We start from the raw sequence: 18,751 nt of genomic DNA on the forward strand, positions 1-18,751 counted from the left end.
CTTTTCTTTTCCAGCTTGAGGGAGCATCCCCATGAAGAATTTCGTGCAGCACGGCGACACGCTGGACATGACCGCCCCTTCCGGCGGCGTCATCAGCGGCACCGGCTATCTCATTGGCGCGCTGTTTGGTGTGGCCATCGTGTCCGCCGCCGCCGGCGAGAAGTTCGCCTTCCGCATCGTCGGCGTCTACACCCTGCCCAAGGCGACCGGCGAAGCCTGGACCGAGGGCGCCATCGTCTATTGGGACAACACCAACAAGAAGCTCACCACCACCTCGTCCGGCAATACCAAGGTCGGCACGGCGGCGAGCGCGGCGGCCTCCGGCGACACCACGGGCGTCGCCCGCCTCAACGGCGTCGCCTGAGATGGACGCCTATTCGGTTGGGGTGGACCTGTATTTCGCTGACCCCCACCTCGGCCGGACTGCCGTCTACCGCGCGGGCGGGGCGGGCGCGGGCCTCACCGTCACCGTGGTGGAGACGCGCGGCGATGCGCAGGCCAACTATGGGCAGGCGCGGGCCGTGGTGGAAACCGGCATCTTCGACGTGCGCGCGGCCGAGGTGCCGAACCCCGCCGAGGGCGACACGCTTACGCTCGGCGGGCGCACCTATGTGGTGAGCGAGGCGCCCGTGGCCGATGCCGAGCGCCTTGTCTGGACGCTGGTGACGCGGCCGTCATGAGGCTCACCGCCGCCCTGGTGGGCAACCTCGAGCAATACATGGCCGAGGAAGCCGCCGCCGCGGCGAAGGCTGTCACCACGGCCATGCAGCAGGGATCGGACGGGCTAAAGGGGGAGCTGCGGGGGCAGGTCACGAGCGCGGGCCTCGGCGAGCGTCTCGCCAAGACGTGGCGGGGGCAGGTCTACCCGCGCGGGCAGGCCAGCATTTCCGCCGCGGCGCTGGTGTGGACAAAGGCGCCGAAGCTGGTGGACGTGTTCGACAAGGGCGCCTTGATCCGGTCCCGCGACGGCTTCTTTCTCGCGATCCCGACGCCTGCGGCTGGGCCGGTGCGCGGCTCCGGCTTCACCAAGCGCCTTACGCCCGGCGCCTGGGAGCGGCGCACGGGCATGCGCCTGCGCTTCGTCTACCGCAAGGGCGCGCCCTCTTTGCTGGTGGCGGACAATGCCCGCATCGACAAGAAGGGCCGGGCGCGGGCGAACACCGGCTCTCGCGGCGGGTTGAGCTTCACCCGGCTCGCCGGACGCACCACCACGGTCATCTTCATTCTGCTGCCGCAGGCCCGGCTGCGCCCGCGTCTCAATGTGAAACGCGCGGCCGATGCGTGGATCGAGCGGGTGCCGGAGCTCATCTTCAGGAACTGGCAATGACCAAGCGCGAAGAGGTCCTGTCGGCGCTGCTCGCCGCGCTGGCCGCCGGCCTGCCGGCCTGCGAGGTGCGGCGCAATGCGGTCGTGCCTGCCCGCGTCCCGCCGGGCGGCCTTGTCATCCTGCGCGATGGCGACCCCGGCGAGGGCGAACCCCTTCTCTCGCCGCCGTCCTGGTATTTCGAGCATCGCGCCGAGATCGAGCTTCTCGTGGACGCGGCCGATGCCGCCGCCCGCGCGACCGCCCTCGATGCCATCGCCGCCGCCATCGGCGCGATTCTCGCCGCCGACCGCACGCTGGGCGGAGCCTGCGACTATGCGCAGGGCACGGCCCCCGATGTGGTCGATATCCCCGTCGAGAATGCCCCCCCGCTGGGGGGCGCCACCCTTTCCGTGGTGCTCACTTATGTGAGCGCCGATCCGCTGGCCTGACAGAAGAGAGGTTATCCCATGGCACGCGCAGTCGGCGCGCGGTCGCAGTTCGCCGCGGCCTTTGAAACGACCTACGGCACCGCCCCGGTCAGTGGCTATCTCAAGCTGCCGTTCGTCTCCACCAGGCTCTCCTCCGAGCAGGGGCTGATCGAGAGCGACCTGCTCGGCCTGGGCCGCGACCCGACCGACCCTATCCGCGACGTGATCAATGCGGACGGCGACGTGGTGGTGCCGGTGGACCTGCGCAATTTCGGGCACTGGCTCAAGCTGCTGCTCGGCACGCCCACCAGCACCGGTTCGGCCGGCGCCTATACCCACACCTTCGCTTCGGGCGGGTGGACCCTGCCGAGCCTCTCGGCCGAGATCGGCACGCCGGAGGTGCCGAGCTTCCCCATGGTGTCGGGCGTCAAGGCCAACACGCTGGCGATCCAGATGCAGCGGTCGGGGGCGGCGAGCGCCACCATCGGCTGCATCGCGCAGGGCGAGACCTCGGCCACCAGCACCGCCGCCGGCACGCCGACCGAGGCGGTGCTCGACCGCTTCAACCAGTTTCAGGCGGCCATCAAGAAGGACGGCGTGGCGCTGGGCAATGTGACCGGCGCCAGCCTGACCTATTCCAACAATCTCGACCGGGTGGAGACCATCCGCAACGACGGCAAGATCGATGGCGCGGACCCCGGCATGGCGACCCTGACGGGAAGCCTCGACGTGCGCTTCGCCGACACCACGCTGCTGGACGCAGCCATTGCCGGCACCGCGATGGAGCTGGAATTCTCCTACACCATCTCCGCCACCAAGAAGCTGGTGCTGACCGCCCACAAGGTGTTCCTGCCCAAGCCCCGGCGCTCCATCTCCGGGCCGGGCGGCATTCAGGCGTCGTTCGCCTGGCAGGCCGCCAAGGGCGCCTCGCGCATGCTCACCGCCGTGCTCTCCAACGATGTGGCGAGCTACGCATGATCCGGCTCGACCTTGCGCGCGGGAAGCGCGATATCGACCTCGGCCACGGTGTCACCGTGACCGTCCTGCCCCTCACCTCCGCCATGATGATGATGGCGAAGGACCGGCTTGCCGCGCGCAGGCGGGCGGACGGCGAGGAGATCCGCCCCGCCGACCTGGTGAAGGAGCTGGGGCTCCTCGCCATCGTCGGCTGGGAGGGCGTTGCAGGCGATGACGGCGAACCCGCCCCCGTGACGGAGGTGTCCGTCTCGGCCCTGCTCGACCTCTACCCGATCTTCACCGCCTTCAATGACCTGTTCGTCGGCCCTGCTCTGACGCTGGACGCGGAAAAAAACGCATCCGCGCTCTCGCTGAATGGCACTTCGGCGGGGGCGAAGACTATTGCGGCGCCTGCCCGGAGCCGTGCCAAGAGTGCCCGTATTCAGTGAACCGGCCCGCCACCCTTGAGGGGTGGCAGGCATGGCAGGTGCTGCGCGCCGCCGGCGGGCAGCTGCGCACCATCGGCCCCGTGGTGATCGGCCTCGACTTCGGGGCCGTGCTTGCCCTTGGCGCGGGCCTTGGCGCCTGCCCTACCACCCTCGCCGCCGTGCTGGCGGAAGCCGAGGGCACCATCGTCGCCCAGATCAACGAGCGCCTGAGAGGCATCGAGCATGGCTGAAAAGCAGGTGGGCGTGCGCCTCGCCGTCATCGATGGCGGCAAGGTGAAGGCGGAGCTGCGTTCGGTGGGGCAGGAGGGCGCCGCCGCCATGGAGAAGATCCGGGCGGCGACCGGGCCGGCCTCGACGGGGCTGGTGGCGCTGAACACGGCGGCGCAGGGGATTGGCGAGCAGGTCGGCGGGTTCGCCGACCAGGCTGGCGTGCTTGGGCGGGTGCTGTCCACCCTCGGCCCGGCGGGCACCGTGGCGGCAGCGGGTGTGGCGGTACTGGCCGCAGGTCTCAGCAAGGGGCTTGCCGACTATGCCGAGGCAGAAAAGATCACGTTGCGCCTCAATGCGGTGCTGGAGGCGACGGGCTACGCGGCGGGCCTGACCGGCGACCAGCTCGACCAGTTCGCGGACGGCATGGAAGCCGCCACCATGGCGACCGCCGAGCAGGTCAAGACGGCGGCGGCGGTGCTCGCCACCTTCAAGTCCATCTCCGGCGACACCTTCACCCGCACGCTCTCGCTGGCGCAGGACCTCGCGGCCACCTTCGGCAGCGACCTGTCCGCCTCGGCGGTGCAGCTGGGCAAGGCCCTCGAAGATCCCATCAACGGCATTTCGGCCCTCGCCCGCGTTGGCGTCACCTTCTCGGCCTCGCAGAAGGACGTGATCAAGGGGCTGGTGGAGACCGGGCAGAAAGCCGAGGCGCAGAAGCTGATCCTCGACGTGCTGGCGCAGCAGGTGGGCGGCGCGGGCACGGGCGAGGCCAAGAGCCTGTCGGGCGCGTTCAAGAGCGCCTCCGATGCCCTGGGCAATTTTCTCGAGGAACTGGCGTCCCTGACCGGGGCGGCGCCGGGCGCACGCGCGGCCCTCGACGGCATTGCCGAAGGCATCAACAAGGTGACCGTGAATGCCCTTGGCGCCGGCAGCGCCGGCATTCAGGCCGCCGTCGCCGCGAAGGAGCTGGCCTCCGCGCAGAAGGAGCTGGCGCAGGCGCAGGAACTGGCGAACGCGACCGGACTGAAGGAGGACTTCGACGCCGTCGCCGCGTGGGAAAAGCGCGTCGCGGATCTGAAGGCGAAGGTGGAGGCCATCGCCGCCGCCGCCAAGCAGGCCGACGACAAGGTGGATGCCGCTGCCGCCGGCCGCGCCAAGGCGCAGTCCGATCAGGCGACCGAGACGGCCCTCGCCCAGCTTGCCGAGCTGAACAAGGAAATCGCCAAGCTGGCGACGCCCGAGGAGAAGATCCGCGAGCTGCGCGACAATCTCGGCGAGATCGTCAAGCGCATGAACGCCCTCAAGGATCAGGGGGGTGACCCGGCGGCCATCGACAAGACGATCGAGGCGGCGACGGAGTACACGCGCCGCGCCGTGGCGGAGATCGAGAAGCCGGGCCTCGATGCCGCGAACAAGGCCTCCGAACAGACGCGCGACCTGATCGCCGACCTCACCACGTCGCTCAACCTGTTCGGTCAGGGGCGCGAGGAGTTCATCCGCAAATATGTGGAGCGGGTCGGAGACGGGGCGTCGGACGCCGAGATCAAGCGCATCAAGGATCTTGCGGGCGCCCTCTACGACAAGCAGGCGGCCGAGAAGGCGGCGAAGGAGGCGGCGCAGGACCATGACCAGGTCATGGAGGACGGCAAGCGCGTGCTGGAGGAGGTGCGCGGCGCGGCCGAGAAGTATGCCGCGCGGCTTGCCGAGCTGGATGGCCTGCTCAAGGCCGGCGCGATTTCGCAGGAGACCTATGCCAAGGCGGTGGAGAAAGCCCGCCGCGAGATGGAGGATCACGCCAAGGATGGCATTTCCGGCATCCGCCGCGCCCTGCGCAAATATGCCGAGGAGGCGAACGATTCCGCCAAGCAGATCGATGAGGCGATCACCGGCGCCTTCAAATCGGCCGAGGACGCGCTGGTGGAGTTCGTCACCACCGGCAAGCTCAACGTCTCCGATCTGGTCAATTCCATCATCGCCGACCTTGCCCGCCTCGCCATCCGGCAGGGCATCACCGGGCCTCTGTCGAGCGCGCTGGGCACCCTGTTCGGCGGCAGCAGCGTGGGCATCTATCACTCGGGTGGCCGGGTGGGTGAATCGCGCTCTACCAGCCGCGACCTGCCTGCCGCGTTGTGGAGTACGGCCCCCCGCGCCCACGCCGGCGCCCGACTGCTGGCGCCGGGCGAGGTGCCCATCATCGCCCAGCTGGGCGAACGGGTGTTGAATCGGCAGGAGACGCAGGATTACGAGGCCGGCCGCATGGGGCTGATCGCGTCGCGTGCCGAAAAGCTGTCCGAGCGGCTGTCCATGGTGGTGAACGTGAACGGCGCGGCCGGCAACGGCGAGGTGGTGGCTCTGGTGGAGCAGGGCATTTCGCAGGCGCTGGAGAAGTACGACCGCACCCGCGCGCGGGAGACGGCCGTGGAGGCGGTGAACGCCCATCGCAGCCGCACGCCCATCGGCCGGCTGCGCTGAGGGGGCTGCGATGGCGATCACCTATCCCCTCCCCTTCCCGTCCGGCGCCGGCTTCCTCGAGGGGGAATTCTCCCTCGGCGAGGTGCAGGCGGTGAACACCTTGCGCTCCGGCGCCGTGCAGGCCATGGAGCTGGGAGATTCGCTTTGGTCCGGCCGCTTCGTCACCAGCCTGTGCGATGCCCGCCAGCGGGGCCGCTGGCAGGCGTGGAAAGGGGCGCTCAACGGCAGCATCGGCACCTTCCTCGCCTACGACCCGGACAAGCAGTACCCGCTCGCCTACGGGGCGGGCGTGCTGGCCCTGACCCGCTTCGGCGGCGGGGCCTTCGACGGCAATGCGACGCTCGCCGCCTGGACCGCAACCACCCTGCAGATCACCGGCCTGCCCGCGAGCTACCAGGCTGCGGACGGGGACATGGTGTCCTTTCCGTGGAACGGCGGGAAGGCGCTCCACATGATCGTGGGCGACACGGCGGCCTCCGCCGGCGGCGTGCTGGATGTGACCGTGGTGCCGCCGGTGCGGACCTCGCCCGCCCCGTCCGGCGGCGCGGCGGTCGCCCTGGTGAAGCCCAGCTGCATCATGCGCCTGAGGCCCGGCAGCTTCTCCGCCCCCACGTCCCGCGCGCGGCGCTCGGTCTCCTTCGAGGGGGTGCAGGTTCCATGAAGAGGGCTCTTTCGTGAGGGCGTTCAATGCCAGCACCCTCGCGCTGCTCGCCTCCGGCCGGGCGGCGTCGCGTGGCCTCGTGCTGTTCGACTTTCCGAGCGGGCTTTACGGCTTCTGGGATGGCATCGGCAGCCTCACGGTGTCGGGCGTGACCTATGCGGGCTCGGGCGGCCTCATCCGGGCCGATTCCCTCAGCCTTGCCGGTTCGCTCGCCAGCGCCACCATGACCCTGACGCTGTCCTCCATGCCCGACACGGTGCTGTCCCCCGGCGTGCTGGCGACCATCGAGAGCGAGCAATACCACCAGAGGCCCGTCACCCTGAGCCGGGCCTATTTCAATCCGGCCACGCGGGCGCTGCTCTCGGTGGAGCGGGTGCTGCGCGGCTATGTGGACCAGATGCGCCACGCCGAGAAGCCCGGCGGCGAGGCGACCCTGAGCTGCCTCATCGAGACGCGGGCGCGTGACGTGACGCGGCGCGGCTACCGGGTGCGCTCCGACGCCGACCAGAAACAGCTTGCGGCGGCGGACGGGAGCCTGCGCCACGCGGCCACGGCGCCGAACGACGATTTCTATTGGGGCCGCCTGCCCGGACAGGTGAAGAAATGAGACGGTCGTCATGAGATTTTGCGATTGGGAGGCGCGCCTCGCCGCCGTGCTCGCCGCCTATCAGGCGGCGGGCTTCGCCTGGGGCGTGCGCGACTGTTTCCGCCTGCCGCAGGACGTGGCGCGGGCCGTCACCGGCCGGGCCATCTGGCCCGAGGTGCGGCCCTATCACAGCGCGCGCGGCGCCGTGCTGCGCCTCAGCCGCCACGGCTTTCGCGGCGTGGGCGACGCCTTCGCCGATGTGCTCGAAGAGATCCCGCCCGCCTTCGCGCTGCGCGGCGACGTGGGCGTGGTGATCGAGGACGGGGCGGAGGCGGGCGTGGTGGTGCTTGGCGCCGATCTCGCCGGCATGGCCCCCGACACCGGCCTGACCATTCTCCCTCGCGCCCGGCTGGCGCGCGCCTTCAGGATCGCCTGACATGCCGTTCGTGACCCCCGCCCTGCTCACGGTTGTTGGCCTCACGGGTGTGCTTGCGCAGATCGGCGCGGGCCTAATCAACGCCGGCATCGTCGTCGGCCTCTCCTACGTCGCCAAGGCGCTGCAGCCTGCGACCAAGGTCGAGACCGGCATCAAGACGAGCATCCAGCTTGGCGGCGACCAGCCGCGCGGCTGTGTCTTCGGGGAGTGCGGGACGGAAGGCCATTTCGTCTATGGCAACACCGCCAACGAGAACAACAACCTGTTGCAATTCGTCTTCGCCATCGGCGAGGGCGTGCATGACGACCTGACCCGCATCTGGGTCAACGGCAAGGCCCGCACCCTGACGCTGGTGGAGCAGACCACCTGGTACAAGAAATTCCGGGTGGGTGGCTTCGTGGCGAAGAACGGCACGCCCCTGCTCTACGTCTATTTCTACTTCGGCTTCGAAAACCAGCCGGCCTGTCCCGAGCTGGTGGAGTGGGCCAAGCCCGCCGATCGCTGGACCTCCAACGATCGGCTGGCCGGCATCTCCTATGTGGTGGTGTCCGCCTTCTACGGGGAGCAGGCCTTCGACAGCGGCATTCCCCGCTTCCGCTTCGGCATAAAGGGCCGCCGGCTCTACGACTGGCGGAAGGACTCCACCAACGGCGGCTCCGGCGCGCATCGCTGGGGCGACGCCACCACATGGGAATACAGCGAGAACCCCATCGTGCAGCTCTACAATTACCAGCGCGGCATCCATCTCGGGGGCGAGCTGGTGGTGGGCATGGGCGTTCCGCCGATCGATCTCGTGCTCGACCGCTACACCGCCGCCGCCAATGCCTGCGACGAGCCGGTCTCCACGGCCGAGGGGAGCGACGCCAACCGCTATCGCTGCAGCACCTATGTTTCCGCCGACGAGGAGCACGGCACCGTGATGGAGCGGCTGCTCGACAGCTGCATCGGCTCGCTCTACGAGCGCGTCGGCGCCTATGCTCCCATCGTCGGCGTGGCGCAGAGCGCGCTCTACACCTTCACCGATACCGACCTGATCACCGATTATCCGGTGAGCTTCGCCGCGAAGCTCGGGCGTGCGGACCTGGTCAACGAGATCCACGGACAGAGGGTGTCGCCGGCCGACCAGTTCGGCATGGTCTCCTATGCCACCCGCACCGATGCGGCGGCGGTGGCGGCCGACACCGAGAAGCGCCCCATTCAGGTGGACTTCCCGCAGGTGACGGTGGACTCGCAGGCGCAGCGGCTGGCGCAGATCCAGCTCAACCTCGCCCGTCTGCAGGCGACCGCGACGCTCACCCTCGGTCTCTCCGCCATCGTGCTGGAGCCGGGCGACTGGGTGCGCTGGAATTCGGCGCGGCGGGGCGACCGCACCTTCATCATCCTCTCGCTGGTGGAGAACACCGATGAGACGGTGACGCTGAACCTGCGCGAGATCTCGGCGGCGGCGTTCGGCTGGGACTCTGGCGACGAACTGCCGGCGCCGGCCTCGGGCGGGCCGAGCGAGGGGGGCGGGCTGGCGGATGGCGTGACGGGGTTCTCGCTCTCCGCCCTCACCCTCAGCGGGGACGGCGGGGCGCTCACGCCCGCCGTGCGGGTGTTCTGGTCGCCCATCAGCGACCCGACCGTCACGGCGGTGCTGATCCAGTATCGTATCGTCGGCACCACGGACGTGCTCACGGCGCGGGCCGAGGCGGTGGGCGCCGGCGAGCTGCTGGTATCGGCCGGGCTGGTGGCGAACACCGCCTACGAGTTTCAGGCGACCATCGAGACGGCGCCGCCCCGCGACACCGAATGGACGGCATGGGCGAGCATCATCACCGGGCAGCAGCTGGCCGGCGGGGTGGTGAACGATTCCATCACGCCCGAGCAGTTCACGGCGGCGACGCGCGATATGGTGGTGGCAAAGACAGCTGTCGATATCGTCTCCCTGCAATATTCGGTCGAGCGGCTGTCCCTGCTGCTGGCCGATGTTGACGCGGCGGGCGACCTCAATCGGCTGAAGCTGACCCGCACGCTGGTGCAGCAGCTCGGCGCGGCGACGGCGCGCTTTTCCGAGGAGATCACTGCCGCGACCGGGCCGGAGAGCGCGCTCGTGCAGCAGATCACGGATCTGCAAGCCTCGCTGGAGGCTGCGGACACGTCCTTGTCCGCGCTCATCACCACGGAGAGCACCACGCGGGCGACGGCTGACGATGCCTTGGCGGTGCAGATCAGCACTCTGCAATCGACGCTGGAGACCGCCGACGCCAGCCTGTCGGCATCGATCACCTCAGAGGCGGGCACCCGCGCCAGCGCCGACAGTGCTCTCAGCAGCCAGATCACCACGCTCCAGTCCAGCATGGAAACGGCGGACGCGGCGCTTTCGGCCTCCATCACGTCGGAGGCCGGGACGCGGGCCAGCGCCGATAGCGCGCTGGCAACGCAGATCGAAACGCTGGAGGCGGCGCTCGGCGATGTGGGCGCGAGCCTTGCGGCGCGCTTCGTGGTGGCTGTGACACCATCGGGTGCCATCGCAGCCTATGAGTTGGAGGCGACGGCGGAAACGGCGAAGGCCGGCTTTACTGTGGTCGCCAAAAGCGATGGGGCCGGCGGCGCCATCGGCGAGGTGCATATCAATGCCGACCGGTTCTTCATTACCGCGCCGGACCTGCCGGGCACGGCGGTCTTCCTGGTGGATAATACGGGGCCAGAGCCGGTGCTTTACCTCAATGGCGATCTGATCGCATCCGGCTCGATCACGGCTGCAAAGCTCGACGTTGCGGAGCTGTCGGCCATCGTGGCCAACCTCGGCGAGATCACCGCCGGCATCGCGCGCTCGGCGGACAACCGCCTGCGGATCGACTTCGACAACGCACGGATCGTCATCAGCTCATGAAGCGGTTTGCCGCCGGCGTCTATGAGGGCGTGATGCGCATCCGGGCCTCGCGCCCTGGCTTCGACGCGGAGGACATGAGCCTCGGTAACGAGCAGATCGTGTTCGATTCGGCGTGGCCGGAAATTCTCTCGGTGCTCGATGCCGATTGGCAGCTCACGGGGACGCCATCGGTGGAAACATGGGTGGCGGACGGCGGGGTAACGTACACGCGGCGCTGCCGCACCGTGACGTTTGCCACCCTGCCGTGGGAGCCGATCTGCATCGGCTGGGCGCGCGGCGTCGATACCTCAGGCTATGTGGCCTACACGCAAACGCCGAGTTGCTCCTACACCGACCATTGCACATTCACGGTCGGTTCCGCTTCGGTCGATAGCGCCTACATCATCTTCGCCAATCCGTTGACACAGGCGGACAGCCGCGAGGCGGACAACGGCGGCAGCTACAACCTGCTCGCCGGCGTCCACCCGACGCGCGGGCCGGGCCTGTTCGTGCCCCGCCGCGGTGCAGACGTGCTGACCTGCCCTGATCGCGACTTGCGCCTCACCATCGAGCGCCCGCCCTTCCAGATCGCCGAGGCGGGCGCGGTGTGGCGGGCGTCCGGCGCCGTGACGGTCAACCTCACCGGCAGCTATCCGGACTTTCCGCCTGTCATCATCATGGCGAGTGAGGACCGTGGCTCCGCGCCCTCCGTCGCGGCTGGGCCGACCGTCAGGTGGGTCAACGCGAGCACGATCCAGATCGAAATCACAAGCTCAAACGCGCAAGCCATCCAGTACATCATTCCGGCCTATGACCCGACCTACGTGCATGGGCCGGATGCGGTATCGACGCCGCGCGTGCTGATGGACCAGGCGGTGGGCCTCGCGATCAGCCAGCGCAACGTGGATGTGCGGTTCGCGAGCGAGAGCCAGCTGCTGTTTCGCGCCACGCGGCCCATGCTCAACGTGGCCGAGCGCAAGGCGGTCAACAACGCCGGCGTCGCCGCCATCAGCAAGACGGCGCTCACCACTAACCCCGTCGGGCCCCCCATCGCCTTCTTCGGGGCCTACCGCCTTGGTCGCTGGTGGAGTGCCGCCGGCGGCATCGACATGCAGAATGCCGCGCTGGGCGCGCCCTCCAGCCTGCCATCGCCGGGCGCCATCAACTACGAGATGTTTGCGACCATCAACCAGGAGAAGAAGCTCCGGGCGGCGTGGGTAGCGGGCAATTCGACGCCGAACCTGCGGGTCGCCGTGGTCGATCATTCCGCGACCCTGCTGGACGACAGCGACCTCTATAGCGGCCCGGCCCTGGAGGCCGAGAGCGTCTACGACGACTTCTCCGGCGCGACGGACGGATCTGCGCCGCCGGGCTGGACGCGTCGGTTTCAGGCGGCGAGCGGCATGGCGGTGGTCACCAATGCCGTCGCCTCGGCGCTCGCCGGCAAGGCCATCCGCGTCACCGGCGGCTTCGGCACGCCGGCGGCGTCCACCTATGCGGAAATCACCTTCGACGCGCCGGGCAGCGCGGTGACGGACTGCGATATCCTCGCCGGGGTACGGATGGTCAACGGGCCGATCGTCTTCCCCATGGAGATCATGTTTCGCCGCTCGGCCTCGGCGACGCATCAGGCGGCGGGCATCGTCTGCGACGTGTCGGGTGGCGTCGCCTCCGGACAGCGCATGTGGTTCGGCCCCGCCTATGACGCCGCCTCCGGCGCCACCGATTTCGCGTGGGCCTATGACACCTGGTACTGGCTCCGGCTGAACGTGAAGGGCGGCGCACGCCGGCTGAAGATCTGGCCCCGCGGCAGCGCCGAACCGTCATTCTGGGGCCTCGCCTTCGTCGGGCCAGGCTCCGCCTCCGGCTACGTGGGCCTCACGCAATGGGGCTCCACGTCCACGCCCTACGCCTATCTCGACTTTTTCAGCGTCTGCACCACGGGGCGGCCCGCCTGGGGGCCGCTGACCTGAGGATATCTCATGGCTTTCATCGCCTACTATTCTGCGGGTTCGATCTCGGTCGCTCCCGGCAGTACCATCGTGACCGGCGCGGGCACCCTGTGGGCCACTCCCGTGGTGCCCGGCGACACGCTGGAGGTCGGCGGCCTCTCGGTGCGCATCAAGGATGTGCCGGGCGACGGCACGCTGACGCTGGCCTATCCCTGGCCGGGCGGGCCGCTCGCCGGCGCCGCCTACATCATCGCCTATACCTCGCCCACGCGGCTCTCCTCGACCTGGCTGGCCGAGCGCGCCCGCGAGCTGATCGAGCGCCAGCGGGTGCTGGATGCGGGTGTCGCGATCTATTCGGCGCTGACGGTGGGGCTGAACACGCCGCCGGCCGCGCCGGTGACGGATGACCTCTACGTGGTCGGCACCGCGCCCACAGGCGCATGGTCCGGCTATGCTGGCCATCTCGCCATCTGGAGCGGGACTGCGTGGCTGATGACCGCTCCGGAAGAGGGCATGCACGCCTACGATAAGAGCCTCGGCAAGATCTGGGCGCGCGGGGTTTCGGCCTGGACCCTGTACAACGGGCTCTCCTCCGGCGTCATCTGGCGCGGCGCATGGTCGAGTGCCGCCGCCTATGTGGCTGGGGACGCGGTGTCTCTGGCCGGCACGGCCTACGTGGCCAAGGCGAGCAACACCAACTCTGCGCCTCCCTCCGCCAATTGGGACACCTTCGTGGCCGGGGTGGCGGGCGCTGCGGGGGCGACGCCGGCCATGCGCTTCGCCTTCTCCACTACCACCACGGACGCCGACCCCGGCGCCGGCACGGTGCGCTTCAACAGCGCCACCCTGTCCGCCGTCACTTTGCTCTTCATAGACCTGCTGGAGACCGGCGGCGCGGACGTGACCGCCTGGCTCGCGGCCCTCGACGACAGCACCAACCTCAACGCCCGCGGCTATCTGCGCTTCACCAGCGTGGCGACGCAGACCAAATGGGTGGAGTTCGCGATCACCGGCGCGAATGTGGATGCGTCCGGCTATCGCAAGATAGCCGTTGGCTATGTGGCCGGGCCGGGCGGCTTCACCAACGGCGAGGTGGTGGCAGTCTCCTTCGCGCGCTCCGGAGATCTTGGGCCGGCCGGCGCGGTGGCGGGCGCCGGCGCCGAGCTGGCGCGGCTACGGGCGCTGGTGGCCAAGCCGCCGACCCTCATCATGGACTTCACTCGCGAGGCCCTGTGGGTGGACGGGGCGGCGGGCGGCTCGGTCTCCGGCAACGCGGCGGCGTTCGCTACGCTGCTTTCCGGCAGCTTCAGCCGGGCGAGCACGGCATTCTATACCGGCTTCGACGGGCTCCTTAAGTCGGCGGCGAGCGGCGTTCCGCGCATCGACTATGACCCGGTGACGCGGGAGAGGACCGGCATTCTTATGGAGTTGTCGGGGACTAACCTACTCCTACGGTCGCAGGAGATGGGCTCATCGCCATGGGTGTCCTCGTTGACCGTCACCGCCGACCAGATCGCCGCGCCGGATGGGACGGTGACGGCCGACATGCTGACGGCGACCGGGGCGGCCACGCCCAACTACTACCAGGCCGTCACCGTCACGGCCTCGACGGTCTACACCTTCAGCGCCTGGGTGCGGCTGGGCACCCTGTCGGCCTCCGACTTCAAGATCGCGTTCCGAGACGACACCGCCGGCGTTTTCATCGCGACCGACCTGGTGCCATCGGCAGTGCCGACAGCTTCCGGCTGGACCCGCATCGCCTACACCCTGACGACGCCGGTGGGCTGCACGGCGCTGCGCGTCTATCCGTTCCGCAACAGCGGGTCGCCAACAGGCACGTTCTATTTGTGGGGCGCGCAGCTGACGGCGGGCAGCTTTGTCAACTCCTACATCCCGACCACCAGTGCGGCGGCGGCGCGCGCGGCGGACAGCCTCACGGTCAACACAGCACCATTCGGCGCGTCCCAGTACGGAACGCTGCTGGCTGAGTTTTCGGCGCAAGCGCCCGCCACGGGCAACGCTGTAGCCGTAGAGCTGGCGGGCTCCGGTGTCGATAATATCCAGCTATGTCGCAACACGGGCGGCAACGGCGCCGTGCTGGCGGTTACCGCGACCATCAGCCAGATGGCCACCACCGCCGGCATGGCGTGGCCGAGCGGCGGTGTGGCCCGGCTGGCCATTGCCTGGGCGGCCAACGATGCGGCTTGGGCGTGGATGGGAGCACTTGCCGGCAGCTCCTCGACTTATACGGCCAATGCCGGCCTTACGCTGCTGCGGCTGCCGGCCGGCGGCATGAATGGATATGTCCGCCGCGTCGCCTATTGGCCGCGCCGCCTTTCCAACACCGAGCTACAGGCCCTCACCGCATGATTGACCATCTGATGACCTATGCCGACGAGGCCACGGCCGCGGCGGCGCCGGAGCTTGCCGCCTATCGCGACGGCGAGGCGTGGGACACCAGCCGGGTGATCGCGGGCGTAAGCGTCTATCGTCACCTTGGCACCGAGATTGTTACCGACCCGGAGGGGGATTGGCCGCGCGAGATCCGCGACCCCCTCGCTGGCTGGTTTCTGGTGGTGGCGCTGCCGACCCGTGACGCCGCTCTGGAAACGGCGGCCTGCGTGCTCATCGCCGACCGCGACGCGGGCACCATCCTCCACACCATCACGACTGCCGAAGACCTCGCCACGCTCCGCTTGGAGCCTGTGTTCGCGGGCTCGGCCTACCCCTTCGGAGCCCCGGTGGTGCCGCCTACATCAACGTGACCATCAACCTCTTCAACGACGCCTGACGTCCCGCCGGCTTGGCCTGCCATCTGGCGCGCCAGTGGCGGCCGGCGCCAAGCCCCGCAAGTCCCATTCAGAATGAGGAGCCTCGGAAATGGTATCGATCAATGCCACGCCAGTGGTGGCAACGCTCGCAACGGCGGGCGACGCTTCCGGCTGGTTCCCGACCTCGCAGGGGGCGCCCTTCAATGCATGGGTGCTCTCGGGCTCCTGGACCGGCGCGCTCTACCTTGAGTTCGCGCCTGCCGGCGCCACGACGGGCGTGCCGATCGTCGTCGGCTCCACGCGGCTCTACAGCTTCACCCAGCCCGGCAAGATGCCGGTGGAGGAATACGAGGCCGGCGTGCGCGTGCGGTTCAAGGCCGGTGACACTTTCTCGGGCACCGCGAACGTGAGGATCTCGGCATGAGCGCGCTGGATATTCTTGCGTTGGGGATGGCGACGGACCCCGGCAATATCGGCGGCAACTGGAACCAGAGCACCTCCGCTCTCAAGAACCAGTTTGAGCGCGCGCTGGCGCAGGCGCAGCCCCTGCAAGCCCGCCCGTGGAAGGCCGCACTGGATTACACCGTGGGCGAGGCCATCAAGCAGGGCATGGTGCGGAACAGCAGCGGGAAACTGTATGAAGCCCTGAACAGCGGCACCTGCATCACGGCCCCCACCACGCTCGTCACGGCCGTCGAGTCTGGCGGGACACTCAATTGGGCCTACGCCGGCATCGCTCTGAGCCCCCCGGCCGATCAGGAGGAGACCCCCACCGTTGATCTTGCACAGGGGTCAACGGTTCCCTCGGGCCTCACCGCGTGGCCCACGTACAACAACCGGGCAAGGCTGGCCCTCATGGGGTGCTACCCGACCGAATATGCCGGCTCGGGACGCCTGCGCCTCTATTCGTTCAGCTCCAATGCCTCCAGCCCAATGGCTCACGGCTCGTCACGCTTCTTCTGTGATGCCCCGATCATCGCCGCCGAGGTGACATCTGGCACAAGCGGCATGGCGATTAACGTCAATAGCCGGCCCCTCATCCCCGGAACCCTGTCGCCGCTGCCAGCGACGAATGACTTCACCAAGATCACATGGGGCTCCCGCCGTCCGCGTCTCTACGAAATCTTCGCCCATCGCGGCGCGGGCAACATAGGACTGCTGGGCCTCACGGCGGCAGATCGCATCTGGCCGGCACCGCCCCCTATAAATCTTCGCATGGGCTGGATTGGTGACAGTTACGACGAAGGCTCCGGCTACGGCCCCATGGTGCCGGGGCGCCGCCTGTGCCAGCTCGTCGGTCGCCGCCTCGGCATCTACGATGTGTGGAGCTGGTCAAAAGGCGGCACCGGGCTCATCAATCAGGGCGTCGGATCGGCGTTCTATACCTACATCCAGCGCATCCCGGAGATTGCTGCGCGCAGCCCGCACCTCTGGATTATCCAGGGGAGCACCAATGACTCCGGCTATTCTGCCGCCCAGATCAAGGCAGCGGCCAAGGCGCTTATAGCGGCCATCCGGGCGGTCAGCAGCGCCCCCATCGTGTGGGTCGGGCCGGTCTACCTCGCGTCGGTCGCCAACATAGCGACGATCGATGATGCCATCTCGGACGGCGTGGCCGAGATGGCGGCCGGCGGCACCGCGAACGTCTGGTACTACAGCATGTATGACGATCTGGTGTGGGACGCCAATAACCTCAGCCTTCAGGTTGCGGGCGACGCGGTTCACGCGTTCGCAGCCTCCCACGACAATCTGGCGGAGCGGATCTCCGCCTACATCATCAACACCGTGTATCCCGGCATCCAGTGAGGCATCACCATGCAGACAGCTTCAGCCCTTGGTGACGGGTACATCACCTTGTCCGAGCCCATCTCTGCCTTCGACGGCACCGCCCTGTTCGATTGTGTCTATGTCGCGCAGGAGGGTGGGGAGACCCGCATCTATGGCGTCTATCCCCTCGGCGACGTGAGGGAGATTCACCCGGTTCCCTTTCGCCGCCTGGATGGCCTGATAGAGGCCGGTACGGCGCTTGCGGCGCTCGGCTACACGCTGGCCTGAGCCCTTCCACATCCCCGCCTCCGCGCCGCCTCCGGGCGGCTTTTTTGTGCCCAAACCACATCGACAGGTGATCCATGGATCTGCGCGACCTGCAGTCGGCGCTCAATGCGCGCGGCTGGACGCCCCCACTTGCTCTTGATGGCGAATGGGGGCCGGCGACCGACAAGGCCGTCTCTGCCCTCCTCGCAGAGGCCGGCGTTGCGGCCGATGATTGGCCCGCCGCCCGCCGGGAGGTGGCCGCCATGCAGGCGCTCTGCAAGCTGGCGGGTATTGACGCCGGGGCGATCGACGGGCGCGGGGGGCCGCAGACGCGCCACGCGCTGGATGTATGGGATGCCCGCCAGCGGGGCGACACCTCGGCGGAGACCTGGCGCGACCCGCCGGCGGTGCAGCCGATGGTGTGGCCCAAGCAGGTGGACGTGCAGCGCTTCTACGGCGCGCCGGGCGAGCACCAGACGATGCTGGTGCTGCCCTTCCCCATGCGGCTCGCATGGGAGACGGACACCATCGTCAAGCGCATCTCGGTGCATGAGAAGGTGCATGACAGTGCGGCCCGCGTCTTTGACCGGGTGCTCGACCACTATGGCATCGAGGGTATCCAGAAGCTCGGCGTGGATCTCTTCGGCGGCTCGCTGAACGTCCGGCGGATGCGTGGCGGCTCCGCTTGGTCCATGCACTCGTGGGGCATCGCCATTGACTTCGACCCCGATCGCAATCAGCTGAAATGGGGTCGCGACCGCGCGCGCCTTGCCCAGCCGGATGCCGAGGTGTTCTGGCAGCTGTGGGAAGAGGAAGGTTGGCTCTCCCTCGGCCGCGCCCGGAACTACGACTGGATGCACGTGCAGGCGGCGCGGCTGTGAGAGGCGAGCCCGAGGCGGCGACGTATGAGGAAGAGGGCTATCCGCGGCCCTCCTGGCGCTCGCGGCGCTTCTGGGTCGCGGGCATCGAAATCTACTGCGCCGTCGGCATCGGCTACCTCATTCTGTTTGGCCAAGACACGCGCCTCCACGAGACGATCGCGACCGGCCTGCTGGCGCTCGCCGGCACGACCATCGGGTCGTTCATTTTCGGGGCAGCGTGGGAGGACCGCGGCGCTTACACCGCCCTCGGCCGCCCGTCCTCTCGTCGCCCGCGCCCCTCTTTCGATGGCATCGACGCGCCCCAACCTCCGAAGGACTACGGCCAATGAGCATCCTTGCCATGTTCGCGTCCGGCGCCATCTCCTGGCTGCTGGCGCTGGTGACCGGCGCCGCACTGCTGGTGGGCATCGCGGCCCTTGTCTGGTCGCGTATCCCGTCCCTGCCCTATCGCCATCTCGCCGCCGGGCTCGCCGGGCTCTTGCTATTCGTCGCAGGCTGGGTGGGGCACGCCTCCGACCAGAGGGGAAGGATGGAGCGGCAGGCGCTGATCGAGGCCAACCGCGCCCGTGTGAAGGAGGTGACGGCCGAGCGGGGCAAGGTGGCGGCGCTGGCGCGCGACGCACAGACGGCCTCCGCCCATGCCGCCGCAGCGGAGGCGAAGGCCCGCGCGCTGGAAGAGATCATCGCGCAGACGCCCGACACCCCCGCCCTCGATGCCGACACCAGCGCCCGCGTGCGCAGCCTGTGGAGGTGA

The 18,751-nt window shown here is 68.7% G+C and carries 21 protein-coding genes; all 21 read left to right on the forward strand.

The window, feature by feature from the left end; genetic code table 11:
- Positions 1-31 precede the first annotated feature (31 nt).
- The 21 genes from D7006_RS19445 (at position 32) to D7006_RS19545 (ending at position 18,751) form a co-directional block, all read left to right on the forward strand.
- Positions 32-364, forward strand: a complete 333-nt coding sequence (locus D7006_RS19445; protein ID WP_237354217.1) for a DUF2190 family protein — start codon at positions 32-34, stop codon at positions 362-364.
- Position 365: 1 nt separating this feature from the next.
- Positions 366-680: a hypothetical protein gene (locus tag D7006_RS19450; protein ID WP_237354218.1), complete on the forward strand. Its 315-nt coding sequence runs from the start codon at positions 366-368 to the stop codon at positions 678-680.
- Positions 677-1,327 (forward strand): DUF6441 family protein, encoded by a 651-nt coding sequence (locus tag D7006_RS19455; RefSeq protein WP_237354219.1) that lies wholly within the window; start codon positions 677-679, stop codon positions 1,325-1,327. Before D7006_RS19450 ends, D7006_RS19455 begins: the two co-directional genes overlap by 4 nt.
- Positions 1,324-1,755, forward strand: a complete 432-nt coding sequence (locus D7006_RS19460; RefSeq protein WP_237354220.1) for a hypothetical protein — start codon at positions 1,324-1,326, stop codon at positions 1,753-1,755. The genes D7006_RS19455 and D7006_RS19460 overlap by 4 nt, the downstream gene beginning before the upstream one ends.
- Positions 1,756-1,773: 18 nt before the next feature.
- Positions 1,774-2,712 carry a phage tail tube protein gene (locus D7006_RS19465; RefSeq protein ID WP_237354221.1) on the forward strand — a complete coding sequence of 313 codons (939 nt, stop codon included), beginning with the start codon at positions 1,774-1,776 and terminating at the stop codon, positions 2,710-2,712.
- A complete protein-coding gene (locus D7006_RS19470; protein WP_237354222.1) occupies positions 2,709-3,140 on the forward strand; it encodes a hypothetical protein in 432 nt (143 codons plus the stop codon). Before D7006_RS19465 ends, D7006_RS19470 begins: the two co-directional genes overlap by 4 nt.
- Positions 3,137-3,370, forward strand: coding sequence for a hypothetical protein (locus tag D7006_RS19475; protein ID WP_237354223.1), 234 nt, complete (start codon positions 3,137-3,139; stop codon positions 3,368-3,370). Before D7006_RS19470 ends, D7006_RS19475 begins: the two co-directional genes overlap by 4 nt.
- The gene (locus D7006_RS19480; RefSeq protein ID WP_237354224.1) at positions 3,363-5,822 is read left to right on the forward strand and encodes a phage tail tape measure C-terminal domain-containing protein; all 2,460 of its coding nucleotides are present in this window, start codon (positions 3,363-3,365) and stop codon (positions 5,820-5,822) included. Before D7006_RS19475 ends, D7006_RS19480 begins: the two co-directional genes overlap by 8 nt.
- Positions 5,823-5,832: 10 nt before the next feature.
- Positions 5,833-6,483, forward strand: coding sequence for a hypothetical protein (locus D7006_RS19485; protein WP_237354225.1), 651 nt, complete (start codon positions 5,833-5,835; stop codon positions 6,481-6,483).
- Positions 6,484-6,496: 13 nt separating this feature from the next.
- A complete protein-coding gene (locus tag D7006_RS19490; RefSeq protein WP_237354226.1) occupies positions 6,497-7,090 on the forward strand; it encodes a DUF2163 domain-containing protein in 594 nt (197 codons plus the stop codon).
- Positions 7,091-7,100: 10 nt separating this feature from the next.
- Positions 7,101-7,505, forward strand: a complete 405-nt coding sequence (locus D7006_RS19495; protein WP_237354227.1) for a hypothetical protein — start codon at positions 7,101-7,103, stop codon at positions 7,503-7,505.
- A 1-nt stretch (position 7,506) separates the two neighbouring features.
- Entirely contained in the window at positions 7,507-10,380 is a 2,874-nt protein-coding gene (locus tag D7006_RS19500; protein WP_237354228.1) for a phage tail protein, read from the forward strand.
- Complete coding sequence (locus tag D7006_RS19505; protein ID WP_237354229.1) at positions 10,377-12,332, forward strand: hypothetical protein; 1,956 nt, start codon at positions 10,377-10,379, stop codon at positions 12,330-12,332. Before D7006_RS19500 ends, D7006_RS19505 begins: the two co-directional genes overlap by 4 nt.
- Positions 12,333-12,341: 9 nt before the next feature.
- A complete protein-coding gene (locus D7006_RS19510; protein ID WP_237354230.1) occupies positions 12,342-14,681 on the forward strand; it encodes a DUF2793 domain-containing protein in 2,340 nt (779 codons plus the stop codon).
- On the forward strand, positions 14,678-15,076 hold the full coding sequence (locus tag D7006_RS19515; RefSeq protein WP_237354231.1) for a hypothetical protein: 399 nt from the start codon (positions 14,678-14,680) through the stop codon (positions 15,074-15,076). The genes D7006_RS19510 and D7006_RS19515 overlap by 4 nt, the downstream gene beginning before the upstream one ends.
- Before the next feature lie 115 nt (positions 15,077-15,191).
- On the forward strand, positions 15,192-15,506 hold the full coding sequence (locus tag D7006_RS19520; RefSeq protein ID WP_237354232.1) for a hypothetical protein: 315 nt from the start codon (positions 15,192-15,194) through the stop codon (positions 15,504-15,506).
- The gene (locus tag D7006_RS19525) at positions 15,503-16,888 is read left to right on the forward strand and encodes an SGNH/GDSL hydrolase family protein (protein ID WP_237354233.1); all 1,386 of its coding nucleotides are present in this window, start codon (positions 15,503-15,505) and stop codon (positions 16,886-16,888) included. The genes D7006_RS19520 and D7006_RS19525 overlap by 4 nt, the downstream gene beginning before the upstream one ends.
- A 9-nt stretch (positions 16,889-16,897) precedes the next feature.
- Positions 16,898-17,137 carry a hypothetical protein gene (locus D7006_RS19530; protein ID WP_237354234.1) on the forward strand — a complete coding sequence of 80 codons (240 nt, stop codon included), beginning with the start codon at positions 16,898-16,900 and terminating at the stop codon, positions 17,135-17,137.
- Positions 17,138-17,211: 74 nt separating this feature from the next.
- A complete protein-coding gene (locus tag D7006_RS19535) occupies positions 17,212-17,997 on the forward strand; it encodes a M15 family metallopeptidase (protein ID WP_237354235.1) in 786 nt (261 codons plus the stop codon).
- Complete coding sequence (locus D7006_RS19540) at positions 17,994-18,326, forward strand: hypothetical protein (protein ID WP_237354236.1); 333 nt, start codon at positions 17,994-17,996, stop codon at positions 18,324-18,326. The genes D7006_RS19535 and D7006_RS19540 overlap by 4 nt, the downstream gene beginning before the upstream one ends.
- Positions 18,323-18,751 (forward strand): hypothetical protein, encoded by a 429-nt coding sequence (locus D7006_RS19545; protein ID WP_237354237.1) that lies wholly within the window; start codon positions 18,323-18,325, stop codon positions 18,749-18,751. The genes D7006_RS19540 and D7006_RS19545 overlap by 4 nt, the downstream gene beginning before the upstream one ends.

This window comes from Xanthobacter sp. YC-JY1, assembly GCF_021730305.1.
Lineage (GTDB): Bacteria > Pseudomonadota > Alphaproteobacteria > Rhizobiales > Xanthobacteraceae > Xanthobacter > Xanthobacter flavus.

Bases quoted from the DNA above. Each gene is read 5' to 3' on its own strand.
- D7006_RS19445 (WP_237354217.1), top strand. From the start codon at position 32: ATGAAGAATTTCGTGCAGCACGGCGACACGCTGGACATGACCGCCCCT.
- D7006_RS19450 (WP_237354218.1), top strand. From the start codon at position 366: ATGGACGCCTATTCGGTTGGGGTGGACCTGTATTTCGCTGACCCCCAC.
- D7006_RS19455 (WP_237354219.1), top strand. From the start codon at position 677: ATGAGGCTCACCGCCGCCCTGGTGGGCAACCTCGAGCAATACATGGCC.
- D7006_RS19460 (WP_237354220.1), top strand. From the start codon at position 1,324: ATGACCAAGCGCGAAGAGGTCCTGTCGGCGCTGCTCGCCGCGCTGGCC.
- D7006_RS19465 (WP_237354221.1), top strand. From the start codon at position 1,774: ATGGCACGCGCAGTCGGCGCGCGGTCGCAGTTCGCCGCGGCCTTTGAA.
- D7006_RS19470 (WP_237354222.1), top strand. From the start codon at position 2,709: ATGATCCGGCTCGACCTTGCGCGCGGGAAGCGCGATATCGACCTCGGC.
- D7006_RS19480 (WP_237354224.1), top strand. From the start codon at position 3,363: ATGGCTGAAAAGCAGGTGGGCGTGCGCCTCGCCGTCATCGATGGCGGC.
- D7006_RS19485 (WP_237354225.1), top strand. From the start codon at position 5,833: ATGGCGATCACCTATCCCCTCCCCTTCCCGTCCGGCGCCGGCTTCCTC.
- D7006_RS19495 (WP_237354227.1), top strand. From the start codon at position 7,101: ATGAGATTTTGCGATTGGGAGGCGCGCCTCGCCGCCGTGCTCGCCGCC.
- D7006_RS19500 (WP_237354228.1), top strand. From the start codon at position 7,507: ATGCCGTTCGTGACCCCCGCCCTGCTCACGGTTGTTGGCCTCACGGGT.
- D7006_RS19505 (WP_237354229.1), top strand. From the start codon at position 10,377: ATGAAGCGGTTTGCCGCCGGCGTCTATGAGGGCGTGATGCGCATCCGG.
- D7006_RS19510 (WP_237354230.1), top strand. From the start codon at position 12,342: ATGGCTTTCATCGCCTACTATTCTGCGGGTTCGATCTCGGTCGCTCCC.
- D7006_RS19515 (WP_237354231.1), top strand. From the start codon at position 14,678: ATGATTGACCATCTGATGACCTATGCCGACGAGGCCACGGCCGCGGCG.
- D7006_RS19520 (WP_237354232.1), top strand. From the start codon at position 15,192: ATGGTATCGATCAATGCCACGCCAGTGGTGGCAACGCTCGCAACGGCG.
- D7006_RS19525 (WP_237354233.1), top strand. From the start codon at position 15,503: ATGAGCGCGCTGGATATTCTTGCGTTGGGGATGGCGACGGACCCCGGC.
- D7006_RS19530 (WP_237354234.1), top strand. From the start codon at position 16,898: ATGCAGACAGCTTCAGCCCTTGGTGACGGGTACATCACCTTGTCCGAG.
- D7006_RS19535 (WP_237354235.1), top strand. From the start codon at position 17,212: ATGGATCTGCGCGACCTGCAGTCGGCGCTCAATGCGCGCGGCTGGACG.
- D7006_RS19545 (WP_237354237.1), top strand. From the start codon at position 18,323: ATGAGCATCCTTGCCATGTTCGCGTCCGGCGCCATCTCCTGGCTGCTG.